The organism is Rhodococcus sp. As11 (assembly GCF_048957735.1).
Lineage (GTDB): Bacteria > Actinomycetota > Actinomycetes > Mycobacteriales > Mycobacteriaceae > Rhodococcus > Rhodococcus gordoniae.
In genome coordinates this window covers 364,740-383,710 of the sequence record NZ_JARDJE010000004.1, presented here as the reverse complement: position 1 = coordinate 383,710, position 18,971 = coordinate 364,740, and the positions used below count along the sequence as shown (strand labels likewise).

Below are 18,971 nucleotides of genomic sequence, written 5' to 3'. Positions count from 1 at the left end.
ATTCGCGGGGCTGTCCGATATCGTCGGTGCGAAGCGTCCCTCCCGGCTCGTCCGGAGCATTCGAGAAGGCAGGCCATGCGATCCTCCACCTCCATCACAGGTCGGCATCGCCTCGGCATGGAAAACGGTGTTCACTGCATCCTCATCCCCGAGGTCGCTGCCGCCCTCGCCGAGCACCGGCGGAACTGGTTCACCGCGCTGCTGACGAACGCGCGCCACAGCCACGCCGCGATGCGCAAGCGCGCGACGGCCCTGCCCGCACAGTGGGCCACTCCCGCCGTGGGGTGAACTCGCCCCGAGCTGAGCAGCTGCTGCTGCTGCCGACGACATACGAAGACCGGCCCTTTCCGTTTCGGAAGGGGCCGGTCTCGTCGTGGTCCCGGAGCCGCTGCTCCGAAACGAGAGTGAGGCGGGAGGGAGCGTTTCCCCGGAACACGGACGGCCCCGCACCGAATGGTGCGGGGCCGTCCGTGGGAACGATATGTCAGGCGTTGCCCGACAGCTTCTCGCGCAGAGCGGCGAGCTGGGCGTCGCTCGCGAGCGATCCGCCGGTGGTCTCCGGCGCAGCCTCGGCACCCGACTCGGACGAGTAGTTGCCACCGGACACACCGGCCGCAGCCTCGGCAGCCTCGTCGGCAGCCATCTTCTCGATCTGAGCGGTGTGCATCTTGTGGCGACGCTCGGCCTCCGCGTAGCGGGACTCCCACTCCTCGCGCTGCTTCTCGTAGCCCTCGAGCCATTCGTTGGTCTCGGGATCGAAGCCTTCGGGGAAGATGTAGTTGCCCTGCTCGTCGTAGCTGTCGGCCATGCCGTACTTCGACGGGTCGAACTCGGCGGTGTAGTCCTCGTTCGCCTGCTTCAGCGACAGCGAGATACGACGACGCTCGAGGTCGATGTCGATGACCTTGACCATCGCGTCGTCGCCGACCGCGACGACCTGGTCCGGGACCTCGACGTGGCGCTCGGCCAGCTCGGAGATGTGGACGAGGCCCTCGATGCCCTCCTCGACGCGGACGAACGCGCCGAACGGAACGAGCTTGGTGACCTTGCCCGGCACGATCTGACCGATCGCGTGGGTGCGGGCGAACTGACGCCACGGATCTTCCTGCGTGGCCTTGAGCGACAGGGAGACGCGCTCGCGATCGAGATCGACGTCGAGAACCTCGACGGTGACCTCGGTGCCGACCTCGACGACCTCGGACGGGTGGTCGATGTGCTTCCAGGACAGCTCGGAGACGTGCACGAGGCCGTCGACACCGCCGAGATCGACGAAGGCGCCGAAGTTGACGATGGAGGACACGACGCCCTTGCGGACCTGGCCCTTCTGGAGCTGGTGCAGGAACTCGCTGCGGACCTCGGACTGGGTCTGCTCGAGCCATGCGCGGCGCGACAGGACCACGTTGTTGCGGTTCTTGTCGAGCTCGATGATCTTGGCCTCGATCTCCTTGCCGACGTACGGCTGGAGGTCGCGGACGCGACGCATCTCGACGAGCGAGGCGGGCAGGAAGCCGCGCAGGCCGATGTCGAGGATCAGGCCGCCCTTGACGACCTCGATGACGGTGCCCTTGACGGCCTCGTCCTTCTCCTTGAGCTCCTCGATCGTGCCCCAGGCGCGCTCGTACTGCGCACGCTTCTTGGACAGGATCAGACGGCCTTCCTTGTCCTCCTTGGTGAGAACAAGTGCCTCGACCTCATCGCCCACCGACACGACCTCGTTGGGGTCGACATCGTGCTTGATGGAGAGCTCGCGGGACGGGATGACGCCTTCGGTCTTGTAACCGATGTCGAGCAGCACCTCGTCGCGATCGACCTTGACGATGGTGCCCTCGACGATGTCGCCATCGTTGAAGTACTTGATCGTGGCGTCGATGGCGGCGAGGAAATCCTCGGCAGAGCCGATGTCGTTGACGGCTACCTGCGGCGAGGTGACGGTGGTGGAGGCCATGTGTTGAGTTGCTCCGGACGGGTTGATAGTCGGTTGGTGAAATTCGGTCGGGCACGTGAAACACCCACTGCGATACGGCGATGTGTGAGTCACGGCGAGTTCCCCGCTCGGCCGTGGAGCCGAACTGCGGACACTCGCGATCACCAGGCTACGCGCCTCGAGGGGACCCGGGCAAACCGATATCGTGGCCCGTCCTGCCGACCCGTTAGGCTCACGCACATGTCGGGCTCCGTGAACCCCCTTTCTCCAGACTCGTCCGGCGACTCGGACGGGACCGACGACGAGACCGCGCGGCACGCGAACGCGCAGACCGTCCTCGGCGAGACCCGGCCCACCCGCACCCGCCTCGGCTCCCTCGAGAGCGAGCGCGCGAACCGGGTGTGGTGGGACGCCGACGCCGAGGACTACCACCGCACCCACGGCGATTTCCTCGGCGCGGATTCGGCCGACGGCGAGTTCGTGTGGTGCCCGGAGGGTCTGCACGAGGCCGATGTGCAGTTGCTCGGACCGGTCTCCGGACGCGACGTCCTCGAACTCGGATGCGGTTCGGCCCCGTGCGCCCGCTGGCTGGCGGGACAGGGCGCCCGCGCGGTCGGACTGGACATCTCCATGGGGATGCTGCAGCGCGGACGCACGGCGACGGCCGCCTCCGGCCGGGCGGTTCCGCTCGTACAGGCCGGCGCCGAGAACCTGCCGTTCGCCGATGCGAGCTTCGACATCGTGTGTTCGGCCTTCGGCGGGGTGCCCTTCGTCGCCGATTCCGCCCGGGTGATGCGCGAGGTCGCGCGGGTGCTGCGCCCCGGCGGACGATGGGTGTTCTCCGTGAACCACCCGATGCGGTGGATCTTCCCCGACGACCCCGGCGAACAGGGCCTCGTCGCGATGTTCCCCTATTTCGACCGGACCCCTTACGTGGAGGTCGACCCGACGGGTCGCGCGACCTACGCCGAGCACCACCGCACGGTGGGCGACCGGGTGCGCGAACTCGTCGCCGCCGGGCTCGAGGTCTACGATATCGTCGAACCCGAGTGGCCCGAGCATCTCGATCGCGAGTGGGGGCAGTGGAGCCCGCTGCGCGGATCGATCTTCCCGGGCACCGCCATCTTCTGCAGCCGCAAATCCGCTTGATCCCGGCTCCCGACCCCCGCCGGGTTCAGGGTCCGGCGTTCACAGCAGCCGGGACAGGAACTCCCGAGTACGGCTCTCCTTCGGGTCGGCCAGGATCTTGCGGGGATCGCCGGCCTCGACCACGACACCGCCGTCCATGAAGACCAGTTGATCTGCGACCTCCCGCGCGAAGCCCATCTCGTGCGTGACGACGACCATCGTCATGCCACCGTCCGCGAGATCGCGCATCACCGCGAGTACCTCGCCGACGAGTTCGGGGTCGAGGGCCGAGGTGGGCTCGTCGAACAGCATGAGCTTGGGATCCATGGCGAGCGCGCGGGCGATCGCCACGCGCTGCTGCTGGCCGCCCGAGAGCTGCGCGGGATAGGCGTCGACCTTGTCGGCCAGCCCCACCCGGGCGAGCAGATCGCGGGCCTTCTCGACCGCCTCGCCGCGCTTGATCCTCTTCACGAGGATCGGTGCCTCGACGACGTTGTCCAGCACGGTGCGGTGCGGGAACAGGTTGAAATGCTGGAACACCATACCGATGTCGCGGCGCTGCTTCGCGGCGGCACGCGGGTGCAGTTCGTACAGCTTCGAACCCCGCTCGGCGTAGCCGACGAGATCGCCGTCGACGTACAGGCGACCGGCGTCGACGCGTTCGAGGTGATTGATGCACCGCAGGAAGGTCGACTTGCCCGATCCGGACGGGCCGATCAGACAGGTCACCTGGCCGCGCCCGACCTCGAGCGAGATGCCCTTGAGCACCTTGACGGCACCGAAACTCTTGCAGACCCGGTCGGCCCGCACCATCGGCGTGTCGACGGACGTCATATGCGTTCCTCCCCCGGTGCGCCGGGCTTCGGCGTCGGCTTGCCGGCCTCGGTGACCGGTGCGTTCTGTGCGTCGGCGAGTGCCTGCAGCTGGCGGGCGGTGAGCTGCCGGCTCAGGCCCTTCGAGTAGTGCCGTTCGAGGTAGTACTGGCCGATCATGAGCAGGCTGGTGATCGCCAGGTACCAGGTCGCAGCGACGAGCAGCAGCGGGATCGGCTGGAAGTTCGCACCCGAGATGTCGCGGGCCCGGCCGTACAGCTCGAGGCTGTAGGGCACGGCGGCGACCAGCGAGGTGGTCTTGAGCATGCTGATCAGCTCGTTGCCGGTGGGCGGGATGATCACCCGCATCGCCTGCGGCAGGACGGTGCGGCGGATGGTCTGCGACCACGACATGCCGAGCGCGGTCGACGCCTCGAGCTGCCCCTCGGGCACGGAGGTGATGCCGGCGCGCACGATCTCCGCCATGTAGGCCGCTTCGTTGAGTGCCAGACCGATGACGGCGAACAGGAACGCTGCGTTCAGGCCCTGCACGTCGATGTGGACGAACTGGTGGACGAACGGGATCCCGAGGTCGATCTGCTTGTAGATCGACGGGAACAGTCCCCACAACACGAGCTGGACGTACACGGGGGTACCGCGGAAGACCCACAGGTACAGCCATGCGACGGAGCGCAGCACGGGATTCGGGGACAGACGCATCACGGCGAGCACCACGCCGAGAACGACGGCGATGGCCATGGCGAGCACCGTCAGCTGGACGGTCTTCCAGGCGGCTGCAGTGATGCGGGCGTCGAACAGGTACTGGGCGTAGATGTCCCAGCGGTACGCCTCGTTGGTGGCTGCTCCCCAGGCGAACAGCCCGAGTGCGATCAGGACGATCGCGCCGGAGATCCATCGTCCGGGATGCCGCAGGGGTACTGCGCGTATCGGCTCCGGTTCGTCCGGTCGCGGTTCCGCGGATCTCGCGGACGTGGACTCGCTCATGGTTCCCTTTCTCAGCTCGTCGCGCCGTTGATCTGCGAGGTGGTGATCGCGCCGTCCTCCATGCCCCAGCGCGCGGTGATCTCGTCGTATGCACCGGAGTCGATGAGGTACTGCACCGCCTGCTGCAGTACGGGACCGAACGGCGAACCCTTCGCGACGACGAAGCCGTAGGGCGCGGCGTCGAAGACCTCACCGGCCGGTTCGAGTCGTCCCTCGCTGCGGGCGATGACGTACGCCGTGACCGGTGAGTCGGCGGACAGTGCGTCCACCCGGCCGAGGATCAGGGCGTTGGCGGCCTCGTCCTGGCTGTCGTACTTGACCTTGTCGATGGGCGGCAGTCCGCGGGCGACGCACTCCTCGCTCTTGGCGGGGACCTCCTCGAGGTCCTCGATGGTGGTGGTCTGCACCGCCACCCGCAGGCCGCACGCGTTGTCGGGGTCGACGGATTCGCCGGTGCGCTGCGCCCACCGCACCCCGGCGCTGTAGTAGGTGACGAAGTCGACCGATTCCTCGCGTTCCTTCGTGTCGGTGAACGACGACGAGCCCATCTCGAACGTGCCGGCCTGGACGGCCGGGATGATCCGGTCGAAGTCCGCTTCGTTGAACACCGCCTCGAGACCGAGGACGTCGCCGACGGCCTGGACGAGCTCGACGCCGAAACCGACGATGGTTCCGTCGTCGTCCTTGAACTCGTTGGGGGCGTAGGGCACGTTCACCCCGACCTCGAGGGTTCCGCCGTCGGCGACGTCTGGTGGCAGTCGGCTCGCGATGGCGTCGACCTTCTCGACGCCGATCCGGTCGCCGGGCGGGACGGTCGATTCGGTGTTCACCACGCACCCGGTCGCGAGGGCGAGCACCGCCACTCCCCCCGCCAGCCTGCTCAGGGTCCGGGCGCGACCACGCACCCACGAGGTCGCGCGGCGGGTGTGCACTGCTCGTTTCACAGTCGAACAGTATCCAACCCGGGAGGGGGGCGAACGCAAACCGAAGCTCAGGCCTCGAGGCGAGCGACGACGGCGGCGGTGAACTCGTCCGTCGAGGCGGTGCCACCGAGATCGGCGGTGGCGACACCCGTCGCGACCGTCGCGCGTACCGCGTCCTCGATGTTGCGGGCGGCGGCGGAGAACTCGATGTCCGCTCGGGCACCGAGACGGTCGAGAAGCATGGCGGCGGACAGGATCAGCGCGATCGGATTGGCACGGCCCTGCCCGGCGATGTCCGGTGCCGCGCCGTGCGCGGCCTGCGCCATGGCCTTCGTGCGCGATGCGTTGATCGACGCCGCGGTGCCGAGCGAGCCGGACAGTTCGGCCGCGAGGTCCGACAGGATGTCGCCGAACATGTTCTCCGTCACGATGACGTCGAACTCCGCGCCGCGGCGCACGAGCAGCGCGGCCATCGCGTCGACGTGCTGGTCGTCGACGGTGACGCTCGGGTAGAGACGCCCCACCTCCTGGCACACGTCCCGGAACAGGCCGGTCGTGAGGGAGAGCACGTTCGCCTTGTGCACGATGGTGACGCGCTTGCGGCGACGCGACGCGAGGTCGAAGGCGGTGTGCGCGATGCGTTCACAGGCAGCGCGCGTGATCACCCCGACCGCGAGGGCGATGTCGGGGGTGGGCATGAACTCGCCGCTGCCGACGGCCATGTTGCGGTCGGCGTAGAAGCCCTCGGTGTTCTCCCGGACGACGACGAGATCCATCCTCGGCGAGACCGACGGCACCCCGGGCAACGCGGAGGCGGGCCGGATGTTCGCGTACAGGTCGAAGTGTTTGCGGATCCGTCCGCCCGGCGTGAGCTGACCCCGGAACTCGGGTGGGTAGGAGGCATTGTCGTGCGGGCCGAGGATCCACGCGTCGAGCTCGGCGAGGGTGTCGAGAGTCGCCTGCGGCAGGGGACTGCCGTGGGTGTCGATCGCGGTGGCACCCACCGGCAACGGCACCCAGTCGATCGCGACCCCGGCCGCCGCGACGGCGGTGTCGACGACCGTGCGGGTCGCCGGCACGATCTCGAGGCCTATGCCGTCGCCCTCGAGAAGTCCGATGCGGTGGCGGTGGAGCATTGCGGTGTCGTCGGTCACCCCGTCATCATTGCCTACCGTGGTCCAGTCGGTGGAACTCCTCCTCGACACCTCGCTCGACGCGGCGGTGCGCGACGAGTGGATCCGGCTGCTCGATGCGGGCCTGCACAGTCAGGCACGCGTCCGTTCCGAGTCCAACCGTCCGCACGTCACGCTGTTCGTCGCCCACTCCGTACCGCCGGAACTCGAGGATGCGGTGCGGGCCGCGATCAGGGTCCGGCGGATCACGCTCCGGCTCGGTGGTGTGGTGATCTTCGGCGGCCCGTACACGACGCTCGCCCGCGTGGTCGTGCCGTCGATCGAACTGCTCGAACTCCAGGCGCGGGTGTTCGAGGCGCTCTCGGGATGCCCGGGGATCCCGGCGCACATCCGTCCGGGTGAGTGGACACCGCACGTCACCCTGGCGCGGAGAGTGCCGGCCGCACGGGTCGGGACGGCGATCGTGGCGGCGCAGAGCCCGGAACGGCAACCGACCGGTTCGAGCGCGGGAGTGCGGCGCTGGGACGGCGACGCCAAGCGAGAGTGGTTGCTCACCTGAGCGGTGAGCAGATGGTTCAGAAGCGACAGTTGCCGAACTGCGTCACTTCCCGATGGGTGTCGGGCGTGCGATCGGTGAGCGCGAGCACGTCGAGGAGGAGGAAGATCGCCAGGAGTACGAGGGCCAGCAGGATCATGCGTCGAGTCTGCTGCGGCGGGACCCGGCCCGACAGTGGCAGAATCGTCAGGAAACCTCGATTTTCTGCCACTGCGCTGTCACACTCGTTGCCGTGTCCGGAACACCGCAAATCAGCGGCCGGCTCGAGAAGGTGGTCGTCCCCCTCCTCCCCTACGTCGAGACGTTCGAGCTCGGCGTGGCGTGCGAGGTGTTCGGATTCGACCGCTCCGACGACGGCCTGCCCACCTACGACTTCCACCTCGTCGCCGCGAGCACCGAGCCCGTGCGCACCCGCTTCGGCTACACCATCGACGTGCCCCACATGCTCGATCTGCTCGACGACGCCGACCTGATCCTGCTGCCCGCGGTGGACAGCGAAGGCATCGGTCTCGACGACGAGCGCCTCGAACCGCTGTGTGCGAAGCTGCGCGCCGCCGTCGACCGGGGTGCGCGCGTGGCGAGCATGTGCACCGGCGCGTTCGTCCTCGACGCGGCGGGACTGCTCGACGGGCGCCGCTGCACGACCCACTGGATGCACGCCGATCGCCTCGCCCGGATGTATCCGACGGCGCAAGTGGACCGGGACGTGCTCTACGTCGACGACCATCCCGTCCTCACCGCCGCAGGCACCGCGGCCGGCATCGACCTGTGCCTGCACATCGTGCGCACCGTGCAGGGGGCGCAGGTCGCCAACACGATCGCCCGGCGCATGGTCGTGCCGCCGCATCGCGACGGTGGGCAGGCCCAGTACGTCGCGATGCCGCTGCCCGAATGCAAGGACGAGTCGCTCGCGCCTCTGCTCGACTGGATGAGCGAGCACCTCGACCGGGAACTCCCGGTGGCCGCGTTGGCACAGAAGGCGCACATGTCGGCGCGCACGTTCGCGCGGCGGTTCGTCGCCGAGGTCGGGGTCACCCCCGCGCGCTGGCTCCGCGACCAGCGGGTCCTGGCCGCTCAGCGGCTTCTCGAGGAGACCGACCTGCCCGTCGACGTGGTGGCCGACCGCGTCGGGTTCGGCACCGCAGCGGTGTTGCGTCGGCATTTCCTGCGGTTGCGCCAGACGACGCCGCAGGCCTATCGCCGTACGTTCCGCCGATCCCTCGAGCCGGTGAGCGTGTGACGCATCCCTCGGTTCGCCCGTCTCGACGCGTCCCCCGACGCGGTGCCGTCACGTAGCGTGGGCGGAAGGAAGACGTGACGGGAAGAAACAACTGCGGCCGGATGTTGGACCCGTCGACACGCCCGACCGAAAGGATTTCCGTGGCAACCAAGGCTCTCACCCAGCAGGACTTCGACGAGGTCGTCACGAGCAACGACATCGTGCTCGTCGACTTCTGGGCCGACTGGTGCGGCCCCTGCAAGCAGTTCGCCCCCACCTTCGAGGCATCGTCGGACAAACACCCCGACGTCGTGCACGCGAAGGTCGACACCGAGGCCGAGCAGGCCATCGCGGCAGCGGCGAACATCCGCTCGATCCCCACGATCATGGCGTTCCGCGAAGGCATCCTCGTCTACAACCAGGCCGGTGCTCTTCCGCCTGCCGCGCTCGAGGATCTGGTCTCGCAGGTCAAGAACCTCGACATGGACGATGTGCGCAAGCAGATCGCCGAGGCTCGCGCCGAGCAGGGCTGACCCACTCGCATCGACGGCGCCCGCTCCCGGCATTCGGGGGCGGGCGTCGTCGTCCGTGCGTCGCGGTCTTCCTGTACGGCTCAGTGTGCGGCGGCGTCCCAGCTGCGGCCGTAGCCGACCGAGACCTCGAGCGGCACCGACAGCTCGATCACCGAGTCCATCTTGTCGCGCACGAGCGCCTCGACCTGCTCGCGTTCGGATTCGACCACCTCGAGCACGAGCTCGTCGTGCACCTGCAGCAGCATCCGCGACCGCAACCCCGCCTCGTTCAGCGCCTTCTGCACGTCGATCATCGCGACCTTGATGATGTCGGCGGCCGTGCCCTGGATGGGGGCGTTGAGCGCGGCGCGTTCGGCGATCTCCCGGCGCTGCCTGTTGTCGCTGTTGAGGTCGGGAAGGTACCGCCGGCGGCCGTACAACGTGGACGTGTAGCCGACCTTGCGGGCCTCCTCGACCACGTTGTAGAGGTAGTCGCGCACGCCGCCGAAGCGGGTGAAATAGGCCTCCATGTGTTCGCGGGCCTCGTCGGTGGAGATCTTCAGCTGCTGCGCCAGCCCGTAGGCGCTGAGCCCGTAGGCGAGGCCGTAGGACATCGCCTTGACCCGGCGACGCAGTTCCGGTGTGACCTCCTCGAGCGGCAGCCCGAACGCGCGCGACGCCACGAAGGTGTGCAGGTCCTCGCCGGTGCGGAAGGCTTCGATGAGTCCTTCGTCGGCCGACAGGTGCGCCATGATGCGCATCTCGATCTGGCTGTAGTCGGCGGTGAGCAGCACGTCGAAGCCGTCGCCTACGACGAAGCCGTCGCGGATCCGGCGACCGGCCTCGGTCCGCACCGGGATGTTCTGCAGATTCGGCTCGGTCGACGAGAGCCGGCCCGTCGCCGCGACGGTCTGGTTGAAGGTGGTGTGGATGCGGCCGTCGTCGGCGACGGATTTGATCAGCCCGTCGACGGTGGTCTTCATCTTGGTGTGCTCACGGTGCGCGAGCAGATGTTCGAGGAAAGGGTGACCCGTCTTGTCGAACAGGTTCTGCAGCGCGTCGGCGTCGGTGGTGTATCCGGTCTTGGTCTTCTTCGTCTTCGGCATCTCGAGCTCGTCGAACAACACCACCTGCAGCTGCTTCGGCGAACCGAGATTGATCTGCTTGCCGATGACCTCGTAGGCGGCGTTCGCGGCCGCGGCCACCTGGGCCGCGAACTCGGACTGCAGGTCGTGCAGCTGTGTCGCGTCGACGGCGATGCCGGTGGCCTCGAGGTCCGCAAGGACCTCGAGCAGGGGCAGTTCCATCTCGGTGAGCAGCCGCCCCGACTCGATGTCTCCGAGTTCGGTGTCGAGGGATGCGGCGAGGTCGACGACGGCGCGCGCGGCGAGGATCTGGGTCTCGGCCGCCTGCGCGTCGGCCGCGTCCTCGTCGTCGAGCAGCGAGAGTTGTTGCGCCCCGGTGTCTTCCACCCGGAGCTCACGCTTGAGGTAGCGCAGAGACAGGTCGTCGAGCTTGAACGAGCGCTGCCCGGGCCGCACCAGATAGGCGGCGAGCGCCGTGTCGCTGGTGATGCCGGCGAGCGACCAGCCACGACCGCGCAGGGCGTGGATGGCGGGCTTCGCCTCGTGCACGGCCTTCTCCACCGCGGGATTCGCGAGCCACGCGGCGAGGGCGTTCTCGTCCTCCGGGGTGAGCGCCACGGTGCTCACGTAGGCACCCTCGCCGTCGGCACCGGCGACGGCTATCGCGGTCGCGTCGCCGCCGTAAGGGGTGCCGGTGCCCACCACGGCGAGGCCGTGCCGTCGGCCCGCCGGAGCATGTTCGGTCAGCCAGTCCCCGAGGGCACCCGGCTCGACGATTCCGCCGCGCACCTCGAAGCCCTCTTCGGCCTCGGGCTCGGCCGACGAGAGCGTCTCGAACAGCCGGTCGCGCAGCACCTTGAACTCGAGATCGTCGAACAGGCGGTGGATCCGGTCGCGATCCCACGGGGCGAGCGCGAGCTGCTCGGGGGTGTAGGGCACCGCCACGTCGCGCACCATCTCGGTGAGCTGCCGGTTGAGCAGCACGTTGGACAGATTCTCGCGCAGCGCGTCGCCGGTCTTCCCGCGCACCTCGTCGACGCGGTCGACCAGTCCGCTCAGGCTTCCGTACTCCCGGATCCACTTCGCGGCGGTCTTCTCACCGACACCGGGGATGCCGGGCAGATTGTCGCTCGGGTCGCCGCGCAGCGCCGCGAAATCGGGATACTGCTCGGGGGTGAGCCCGTACTTCTCCTCCACCGCCTCGGGGGTGAAGCGCGTCAGGTCGGAGACGCCGCGCCGCGGGTACAGCACGGTGATCTCGCCGTTGACGAGCTGGAGCGCGTCGCGGTCGCCCGTCACCACGAGCACCTTGAAGCCTCGCGCATGCGCCTGCGTGGCGAGCGTGGCGATGATGTCGTCGGCCTCGTAACCCTCGATCGCCATCACCGGGATCCCCATCGCCCCGAGGACGTCCTTGGTGAGGTCGATCTGGCCCTTGAAGTCGTCGGGCGCGGCGCTGCGCTGAGCTTTGTAGGCAGCGAACAGTTCGGCGCGGAAGGTCTTGCGGCTGACGTCGAATGCCGCCGCGACATGCGTGGGCTGTTCGTCGCGCAGCAGGTTGATGAGCATGGAGGTGAACCCGTAGACCGCGTTCGTGGTCTGCCCGCTGTGGGTCTTGAAGTTCTCGGCGGGCAGCGCGTAGAACGCGCGGAACGCGAGCGAGTGGCCGTCGAGGAGCAGCAGGGTCGGGCGGTCGTCGGTGGCCGCGATGGACGTCGCGGAAGTGGATGCACGGGTCACGCGTGCCAGTCTAGGGACCGAGGGCGACAGCGTCGGCCACACCGCCCGACCTGCGTCCCGCCGATATCTGCGAACGCTCGTGAACCGAAGAAACGAGACCGAAACGTCCGGGTGATCCAATTTTTCCCTCGAGGCGCGTCGCAGCCGCTAGAGTCCCCTCTCACGACACCGTAGTCCGGCGTCATCCCTGTTCGGATGACGCCTCGGGCGCGGCGCCGCGCTCGATGACAGCGCACCGACCGGGAGGACCCGCGTGGCCCCAACCTCGGGATGTCGGCGACCACCGACGTCGACACTCCGCCGATCGGTTCGCGCCGTACTCGTCACGCTCACGGGTGTCCTGTTCGTCCTTCTCGGCGCCGGATTCTCCTCCGCGCAGGATCCACCGGATCCACCCTCCCCGCCCGCGACCACGGCACCGGCGTCCCCCGACGAGGAGCCCGCGGCAGGGGTGACCGTCCGCGGCACGCTGAACAATGCCGGTGAACGTCTCGACGGCGTCGTCGTCCGTGCGACGACGACTGGCGGCGAGGTGGTCGCGGAGGCCGAGTCGGCCGACGGCGGACGCTGGAAACTCACCGTCCCACCCGGCACCTACGTCTTCGAGGTCGACACCGGGAGTCTGCCCGACGACGTCACCGTCCAGACCTCCGTCACCCGTGAAGTGGCGCCGGGACAGGCGAACACGGTGATCTTCTCGTTCGGCGAGGCCCGCACCGGCTCGACGGTGGCCTGGAGCGAGACGCTGATCCGCACGATCGTCGACGGTCTGCGTTTCGGCCTGGTCATCGCCATCGCCGGGGTGGGCCTGAGCCTCATCTTCGGCACCACGGGCCTGACGAACTTCGCCCACGGAGAATTGGTGACCCTCGGGGCGGTCGCGGCGTGGATCTTCAATGTCACGCTCGGCATCCGGTTGATACCGGCCACGATCCTGGCGGTGCTCGTCGGCATCGTCATCGGCCTGCTCAACAACACGCTGATCTGGGCTCCGCTCCGGCGGCGCCACACCGGCCTGATCGCGCAGCTGGTGGTGTCGATCGGGCTCGCGATCTCGTTGCGCTATCTCATCCTGGCCTTCTTCTCCGACCGTACACAGGCGTTCGACGACTACCAGGCCCAGCAACAGCTGGTGTGGGGGCCGATCGCGATCACACCGGTCAACCTCGCGTGCATCGTGATCAGCCTGGTGGTGCTCGTCGGGGTGGCACTGCTGCTGCAGCGCACCCGGATCGGCAAGGCCATGCGCGCCGTGGCCGACAACCGCGACCTCGCGGCGTCGTCGGGGATCGACGTCGAACACGTCATCCGTTTCGTGTGGGGGCTCGGCGGCGGGCTCGCCGCACTCGGCGGTGTGCTCTTCGGCCTGTCGGAGCTCGGCGGGCGCGTGCAGTGGGAGATGGGCTTCAAGCTGCTGCTGCTGATGTTCGCCGGCATCATCCTCGGCGGTCTCGGTACCGCCTACGGCGCGCTGGTCGGATGCGTCGTGGTGGGCCTGCTCGTCCAGCTGTCCACCCTCGTGATCAATCCGGACCTGAAGTACATCGGCGGCCTGCTCGTCCTCATCGTCATCCTGGTCATCCGCCCCCAGGGCATCCTCGGCAGTCGGACAAGGATCGGGTGACCCATGGATATCGTTGCGGTACTCCAGGTTTCCTTCGCCCAGCTCATCGGCCCGTCGGCGATCTTCTACGCTCTGCTCGCGATCGGGCTGAACCTGCACTACGGCTACGCCGGCCTGCTGAACTTCGGGCAGATCGGCTTCGCACTGCTGGGCGGTTACGGCGTGGGCATCATGACCGTCACCTACGACCAGCCGTTGTGGGTGGGCATCCTCGTAGGCCTCGCCCTGGCAGGTCTGCTCGCCCTGGTCCTCGGTATCCCCACCCTGCGATTGCGCGCCGACTATCTCGCCGTCGCCACGATCGCCGCGGCGGAGATCCTGCGCCTGATGTTCCGCTCCACCGCGTCCGACTCGGTGACCGGCTCCACCCGCGGCCTGTGGGGATTCGCCGAGCCGTTCACCTCCCTGAGCCCGTTCGATTCGAGTCGCCAGTACAACCTGCTCGGTATGCGGTTCTACGGCGACGACCTGTGGGCGATGGTCGTCGGGTGGACGCTCGTGCTGCTGCTGTGCGGTCTGGTCCACCTCCTCTCCCACAGTCCGTGGGGACGGGTCCTCGAAGCGGTGCGCGAAGACGAGGACGCGGCCCGCGCACTCGGCAAGAACGTCTTCGCCTACAAGATGCAGGCCCTCGTGCTCGGCGGCATGATCGGCGGCCTCGGCGGAATCTTCAACGCGCTGCAGACCAAGTCGATCAACCCCGACTTCTACTCGACGGCACAGACCTTCTTCGCATTCGGCGCACTCATCCTCGGCGGGGCGGGAACGGTCTTCGGACCGGTGCTCGGTGCGATGGTGTTCTGGTTCCTGCTCACCCTCCCGGACGCCTTCCTGCGACAGGCGATCGCCGGGCCCGACCCGCTGCTTCCCCTCACCGAACAGCAGGTCGGCGCGATGCGGTACGTACTGCTCGGCGTTCTCATCGCGGTGATGATGGTCTTCCGGCCACAAGGCATCCTGGGAAGCAAGCGGAAGGTGCAACTCGATGCCTGACACGATCCGACCCGACCCGCAGCCGTCCCGGACGGTACTCGGCGCGGACGAACGCGCCGTCCTGTTCGCCGGCGTCTCCCGCACGCCCGGCGTCGCCAAGCCCGACCCGATCCTCGTCGTCGACGACCTGCGCCGCACCTTCGGGGGCCTCACGGCCGTGGATGTCGGCCATCTCGAGATCCAGCGCTCCTGCATCACCGGCCTGATCGGCCCGAACGGCGCCGGCAAGACCACTCTGTTCAATCTCCTCACCGGCTTCGACCGGCCCGACACCGGCACGTGGGCGATGGACGGCGTCCCGCTCGGCCGACTCCACCCCCATCAGGTGGCACGCCGCGGGATCGTGCGCACCTTCCAGCTCACCAAGGCACTGTCGAAGATGACCGTCCTCGACAACGTCCGCCTCGGCGCCCGGCACCAGACCGGGGAGCGCATGGCCGGTGCGCTGCTGCCGTGGACGTGGCGCCGGCAGGAACGCGAGATCACCGCACGCGCGCACGAACTGCTCGACCGCTTCGGTCTGGCGGCGAAGGCCGACGACTTCGCCGGTTCACTGTCCGGCGGCCAGCGCAAACTGCTCGAGATGGCACGGGCGTTGATGACCGAGCCGACCGTCGTCATGCTCGACGAGCCGATGGCCGGGGTCAATCCGGCGCTCACACAGAGTCTGCTCGGGCACATCAAGACCCTGCGCGACGACGGGACGACGGTGGTGTTCGTCGAGCACGACATGGACGTCATCCGCGACATCTCCGACTGGGTGGTGGTGATGGCGCAGGGCTCGGTGATCGCGGAGGCACCCCCGGACGCGTTGTCGTCCGATCCGGCCGTGGTCGACGCCTATCTCGGCAGTCACCACGACCAGGCGCTCGAATTCGACGACGACGGCAATCCCGTGGGCGCGACCGCCGAACTCGCCGACGCCCTCGCCGACGCGGAGGCGCAGACCCTCGAAGCCGGAGGCGACCTGTCGGATCCCGAAGCCGGAGGCGACCTGTCGGATGCCGGAGCCGGAGGCGATCCGGCCGATGCCGCGTCGACGGACTCGACGGCGAGAACAGTGGAGAAGCCGTGAGCGACAACATCCGTCCTGGTCCGACCGACACGACGCCCACCGGCACGACGCCGGCCGAACGTGCGGCGTCCCCGGAGGAGCATGCCCGCCTCGCGGCCGACGCACTCCTGCGCGCCGACGATCTCGTGGCCGGTTACTTCCCCGGGGTGGACATCCTGCGCGGCTGCAACTTCTACCTGCGCGACGGTGAGATCGTGGGCATCATCGGCCCGAACGGTGCCGGCAAGTCCACTCTGCTCAAGGCGTTGTTCGGTCTCATCCCCATCCGCAGCGGTACCGTCACGCTCGGCGGGGACGCGATCACGTCGGCACCCGCACACGTCCTCGTGCGCAAAGGGATCGGCTACGTACCACAGACGCAGAACGTGTTCCCCTCACTGACCATCGAGGAAAACCTCGAGATGGGGATCTATCTGCGCCCCAAGGCGTTCGAGAAGCAGTTCGAGCGGGTGGCGTCGCTGTTCCCACTGCTCGCCGAGCGCCGGAAGGTCAAGGCGGGGGCACTGTCCGGCGGTGAACGGCAGATGGTCGCGATGGGGCGGGCATTGATGATGGAGCCGTCGGTGCTGCTTCTCGACGAGCCGTCGGCCGGACTGTCGCCGATGTTCCAGGACGAGGTCTTCATCCGTTGCAAGAAGATCAACGCCGCTGGGGTCTCGATCATCATGGTCGAGCAGAACGCGCGGCGCTGCCTGCAGATCTGCGACCGTGGTTACGTTCTCGACCAGGGCCGCAATGCCTACACCGACACCGGCACGAATCTGCTGCACGACCCGAAGGTCGTGGAACTGTATCTCGGTACTCTCGCCGGCAGCCGGGAGAAGCCGAAGGGGTGACCGCCCATCGGCGGCCACCCCTTCGCACACGACCTTCCGGTCACTCCCCGACCACGATGTAGTCCTCGGTGGTCAGTGTGTTGTCGGGACCGAACACGAGTCGGCCGTACGAGCCCACACCCGGTTCGCCCGCGTCCACGAAGCTGAGTTCGCCGGTGGCACCGTCGTAGTCGATGTCCTCACCCGTACGAAGAAGATCCAGGCACTGCTGGTAGCTGGTGCACTTCTGCCCGTCACGGGTCACCGAGTTGATGTTCGCGGCGATGTCCACCCCGGCGGTCGACCCCGCCTGCACTGCGGCCAGCGCCGAGACCACCACGGCGTCGTACGACTCACCGGCGTAGTTGAAGTCGATCAGAGCCGGATCGACACCGAGCAGCCGCTGCCGGAACTCCTCCCCGGTGTCGGTCAGCGGCGTGGTGCCGGCCATGCCGTCGAGCAGTCCCTCGGCGACGTTCTCGCCCAGCGCATTACCCATGTTGCCGTCGACGCCGAACACGGCCGTGCCGTCGGACGGGCCGATGCCGACCTCGTGCATGCGGGTGATGATCTTCGCCGACTCCTCGAACCCGATGAGCGCCACCGCATCCGGTCCGAAGTTGACCACCTGGTCGACCTCCGCGTTGAACGACTGCGCGTTGGGGTCGTAGATGATCTTCTGGATCTGGTCCTCCGGGATACCGGCGTCGACGAGGTTGGTCACGGTGTTCTCGGCGAGTCCGGTGCCGTACGGGTCGTTCAGCGCCAGGATCGACACGCGCTGCGCTCCGTCCTCGGCGATCAACTGCGCGAGCGCCTGAGCCTGGAGCACGTCGGTCGGGGCGGTACGGAAGTACAACCCGCGGTCGGGATAACAGACGAACTGGTCGGACGTGTTCGCCGGCGAGAACTGCACGACGCCGGCGCTGACGATCTTGTCGATCACCTTGAGCGAGACCGACGACGACGCGGCGCCCACGATCACCTGGGTGCCGTTGGCGAGGTGTCGGTCGACGGTGGTGTTCGCGGTGTCGGTCGTCGTATCGCCGGAATCGCCGGGGAACAGTTCGACCGGTTGATCGAGAACCCCGCCGGCGGCGTTGATCTCGTCGACGGCGAGTCGGACGGCGGCGACCTCGGGCGGGCCGAGGAAGGCGAGGCTGCCGGTCTCGGGGAGGATCGTGCCGATCTTCAGCGGTCCTGTGGCGGGAGTCGTCCCGGCTGTGGCCTGTTGCGGTTCGCAGTCGGTCTCGACGGTCGTCGCGGCCGCCGATCCGTCGTCGCCGGCCGACGTGCCGGACGTCGAATCGTCACCGTCCGAACTGCACCCGGCGAGGGCGAGCGTCGCAGCACCGAGTACCGCTACGGCGCGGACCAGAGTCCGTCTTGCCATTCAACTCTCCTTCGAACGCCTGACACCGCATCCGGCGGATTCCGGATGTGGTCGAAACATAGCGGTCGGACGAACCCCGTGAACCGTGCCGAAATCCTTGTGATACGACCGTTATCTGCGGAGCGGAGATGTGATGTGGCGGTAACGCGGCACGGCGCCGTGAGCACGCGAAACCGGTTCGGGCAGCTACTCGGTGGTGTCGCCCCCGAGGGTCTCCAGAACCACGACGGCGACCTGCCTCATGGTGGTGCGGCGGTCCATCGCCGCCCGCTGGATCCACCGGAACGCTTCCGGCTCGGTCATCGCGTGCTTCTCCATGAGCAGACCCTTGGCCCGGTCGACGAGCTTGCGGGTCTCGAAGCGTTCGTTGAGACCCTGCACCTCGCGCTCGAGCTCGCGCAGCTCGGAGAAACGGCTCACGGCCACCTCGATGGCGGGCACGAGATCACTTTTCGAGAACGGCTTGACGAGGTAGGCCATAGCGCCTGCGTCGCGGGCGCGTTCGACGAGTTCGCGCTGGCTGAAGGCTGTGAGAATGACCACAGGGGCGATGCGGCGCTGTGCGATCTCGGACGCGGCGTCGATGCCGTCGCGACGCGGCATCTTGACGTCCATGATCACCAGATCGGGGCGGAGCTCGTCGGCGAGTTCGACGGCACGCTGTCCGTCGCCCGCCTCGCCGACCACCTCGAAGCCCTCTTCGCGCAGCATCTCGACGAGATCGAGCCTGATCAGGGCCTCGTCTTCCGCTACGACGACCCGACGAGGAGTTGGTGTGCTGTCGTGCGGCGCGGAGGTCATGGTCGGGCCTTCCCCTCGGTACTGGCGGTCCCCGGGTGCGGGAGTGGAACGTAAGAAAGGGTACCGGTGCGCGCCCGCTTCGCCCGATCCTCTACAGTGGTGTCCGCAACGCCCCCGTATCCCAATTGGCAGAGGAAACGGATTCAAAACCCGTCCAGTGTGAGTTCGAGTCTCACCGGGGGCACCGCTTTTCACTCCGCGGCGCGGCGCGGCCGCGGGAAGCAGCCCGCCTC

General features: G+C 68.0%; 17 protein-coding genes and 1 tRNA gene. 10 read left to right on the top strand and 8 right to left on the bottom strand.

Annotated elements, in window-relative coordinates:
* Positions 1-75 precede the first annotated feature (75 nt).
* Positions 76-288, top strand: coding sequence for a hypothetical protein (locus PV766_RS07900; protein ID WP_421096814.1), 213 nt, complete (start codon positions 76-78; stop codon positions 286-288).
* 196 nt (positions 289-484) lie between these two features.
* On the opposite strand, the gene rpsA is transcribed toward PV766_RS07900, so the two are convergent.
* Complete coding sequence (rpsA, locus tag PV766_RS07895) at positions 485-1,945, bottom strand: 30S ribosomal protein S1 (RefSeq protein WP_016934980.1); 1,461 nt, start codon at positions 1,943-1,945, stop codon at positions 485-487.
* A gap of 219 nt (positions 1,946-2,164) precedes the next feature.
* Here rpsA and PV766_RS07890 point away from each other — a divergent pair, with 219 nt between their 5' ends.
* Positions 2,165-3,073 (top strand): class I SAM-dependent methyltransferase, encoded by a 909-nt coding sequence (locus tag PV766_RS07890; protein ID WP_421096813.1) that lies wholly within the window; start codon positions 2,165-2,167, stop codon positions 3,071-3,073.
* A 39-nt stretch (positions 3,074-3,112) separates the two neighbouring features.
* Here the strand turns inward: PV766_RS07890 and PV766_RS07885 are convergent, their stop codons facing one another.
* The 4 genes from PV766_RS07885 to PV766_RS07870 form a co-directional block, all read right to left on the bottom strand.
* Positions 3,113-3,886, bottom strand: coding sequence for an amino acid ABC transporter ATP-binding protein (locus PV766_RS07885; RefSeq protein ID WP_064063017.1), 774 nt, complete (start codon positions 3,884-3,886; stop codon positions 3,113-3,115).
* Positions 3,883-4,869, bottom strand: a complete 987-nt coding sequence (locus PV766_RS07880; RefSeq protein ID WP_016691439.1) for an amino acid ABC transporter permease — start codon at positions 4,867-4,869, stop codon at positions 3,883-3,885. The genes PV766_RS07885 and PV766_RS07880 overlap by 4 nt, the downstream gene beginning before the upstream one ends.
* An 11-nt stretch (positions 4,870-4,880) precedes the next feature.
* The gene (locus PV766_RS07875; RefSeq protein ID WP_421096827.1) at positions 4,881-5,774 is read right to left on the bottom strand and encodes an ABC transporter substrate-binding protein; all 894 of its coding nucleotides are present in this window, start codon (positions 5,772-5,774) and stop codon (positions 4,881-4,883) included.
* Positions 5,775-5,860: 86 nt separating this feature from the next.
* Complete coding sequence (locus PV766_RS07870) at positions 5,861-6,928, bottom strand: isocitrate/isopropylmalate dehydrogenase family protein (RefSeq protein WP_421096826.1); 1,068 nt, start codon at positions 6,926-6,928, stop codon at positions 5,861-5,863.
* A 37-nt stretch (positions 6,929-6,965) separates the two neighbouring features.
* On the opposite strand from PV766_RS07870, the gene PV766_RS07865 reads away from it, so the two are divergent.
* The 3 genes from PV766_RS07865 (at position 6,966) to trxA (ending at position 9,233) form a co-directional block, all read left to right on the top strand.
* Entirely contained in the window at positions 6,966-7,484 is a 519-nt protein-coding gene (locus PV766_RS07865) for a 2'-5' RNA ligase family protein (RefSeq protein WP_421096812.1), read from the top strand.
* Positions 7,485-7,713: 229 nt separating this feature from the next.
* The gene (locus PV766_RS07860; protein WP_421096811.1) at positions 7,714-8,721 is read left to right on the top strand and encodes a GlxA family transcriptional regulator; all 1,008 of its coding nucleotides are present in this window, start codon (positions 7,714-7,716) and stop codon (positions 8,719-8,721) included.
* 140 nt (positions 8,722-8,861) lie between these two features.
* Entirely contained in the window at positions 8,862-9,233 is a 372-nt protein-coding gene (trxA, locus tag PV766_RS07855) for a thioredoxin (protein ID WP_016691445.1), read from the top strand.
* An 80-nt stretch (positions 9,234-9,313) separates the two neighbouring features.
* Here the strand turns inward: trxA and polA are convergent, their stop codons facing one another.
* Positions 9,314-12,037, bottom strand: a complete 2,724-nt coding sequence (polA, locus tag PV766_RS07850; RefSeq protein WP_421096810.1) for a DNA polymerase I — start codon at positions 12,035-12,037, stop codon at positions 9,314-9,316.
* A gap of 253 nt (positions 12,038-12,290) precedes the next feature.
* On the opposite strand from polA, the gene PV766_RS07845 reads away from it, so the two are divergent.
* From PV766_RS07845 to PV766_RS07830, 4 genes are read left to right on the top strand one after another with little or no spacing between them, the layout of a single operon-like run.
* Entirely contained in the window at positions 12,291-13,661 is a 1,371-nt protein-coding gene (locus PV766_RS07845; RefSeq protein ID WP_421096809.1) for a branched-chain amino acid ABC transporter permease, read from the top strand.
* 3 nt (positions 13,662-13,664) lie between these two features.
* Entirely contained in the window at positions 13,665-14,654 is a 990-nt protein-coding gene (locus tag PV766_RS07840) for a branched-chain amino acid ABC transporter permease (RefSeq protein ID WP_016934864.1), read from the top strand.
* Complete coding sequence (locus PV766_RS07835; protein ID WP_421096808.1) at positions 14,647-15,729, top strand: ABC transporter ATP-binding protein; 1,083 nt, start codon at positions 14,647-14,649, stop codon at positions 15,727-15,729. Before PV766_RS07840 ends, PV766_RS07835 begins: the two co-directional genes overlap by 8 nt.
* Positions 15,726-16,565 (top strand): ABC transporter ATP-binding protein, encoded by an 840-nt coding sequence (locus PV766_RS07830; RefSeq protein ID WP_064063011.1) that lies wholly within the window; start codon positions 15,726-15,728, stop codon positions 16,563-16,565. The genes PV766_RS07835 and PV766_RS07830 overlap by 4 nt, the downstream gene beginning before the upstream one ends.
* Positions 16,566-16,605: 40 nt before the next feature.
* Here the strand turns inward: PV766_RS07830 and PV766_RS07825 are convergent, their stop codons facing one another.
* Together PV766_RS07825 and PV766_RS07820 are read right to left on the bottom strand one after the other, a co-directional pair.
* On the bottom strand, positions 16,606-17,937 hold the full coding sequence (locus tag PV766_RS07825) for an ABC transporter substrate-binding protein (protein ID WP_064063010.1): 1,332 nt from the start codon (positions 17,935-17,937) through the stop codon (positions 16,606-16,608).
* Positions 17,938-18,123: 186 nt separating this feature from the next.
* Complete coding sequence (locus PV766_RS07820) at positions 18,124-18,738, bottom strand: ANTAR domain-containing response regulator (RefSeq protein WP_016934206.1); 615 nt, start codon at positions 18,736-18,738, stop codon at positions 18,124-18,126.
* 110 nt (positions 18,739-18,848) lie between these two features.
* Here PV766_RS07820 and PV766_RS07815 point away from each other — a divergent pair.
* Positions 18,849-18,922: transfer RNA gene (locus tag PV766_RS07815), tRNA-Leu, on the top strand.
* Positions 18,923-18,971: the final 49 nt, after the last annotated feature.

Bases quoted from the DNA above. Each gene is read 5' to 3' on its own strand.
- PV766_RS07900 (WP_421096814.1), top strand. From the start codon at position 76: ATGCGATCCTCCACCTCCATCACAGGTCGGCATCGCCTCGGCATGGAA.
- rpsA (WP_016934980.1), bottom strand. From the start codon at position 1,945: ATGGCCTCCACCACCGTCACCTCGCCGCAGGTAGCCGTCAACGACATC.
- PV766_RS07890 (WP_421096813.1), top strand. From the start codon at position 2,165: ATGTCGGGCTCCGTGAACCCCCTTTCTCCAGACTCGTCCGGCGACTCG.
- PV766_RS07885 (WP_064063017.1), bottom strand. From the start codon at position 3,886: ATGACGTCCGTCGACACGCCGATGGTGCGGGCCGACCGGGTCTGCAAG.
- PV766_RS07880 (WP_016691439.1), bottom strand. From the start codon at position 4,869: ATGAGCGAGTCCACGTCCGCGAGATCCGCGGAACCGCGACCGGACGAA.
- PV766_RS07870 (WP_421096826.1), bottom strand. From the start codon at position 6,928: ATGCTCCACCGCCACCGCATCGGACTTCTCGAGGGCGACGGCATAGGC.
- PV766_RS07840 (WP_016934864.1), top strand. From the start codon at position 13,665: ATGGATATCGTTGCGGTACTCCAGGTTTCCTTCGCCCAGCTCATCGGC.
- PV766_RS07835 (WP_421096808.1), top strand. From the start codon at position 14,647: ATGCCTGACACGATCCGACCCGACCCGCAGCCGTCCCGGACGGTACTC.
- PV766_RS07825 (WP_064063010.1), bottom strand. From the start codon at position 17,937: ATGGCAAGACGGACTCTGGTCCGCGCCGTAGCGGTACTCGGTGCTGCG.
- PV766_RS07820 (WP_016934206.1), bottom strand. From the start codon at position 18,738: ATGACCTCCGCGCCGCACGACAGCACACCAACTCCTCGTCGGGTCGTC.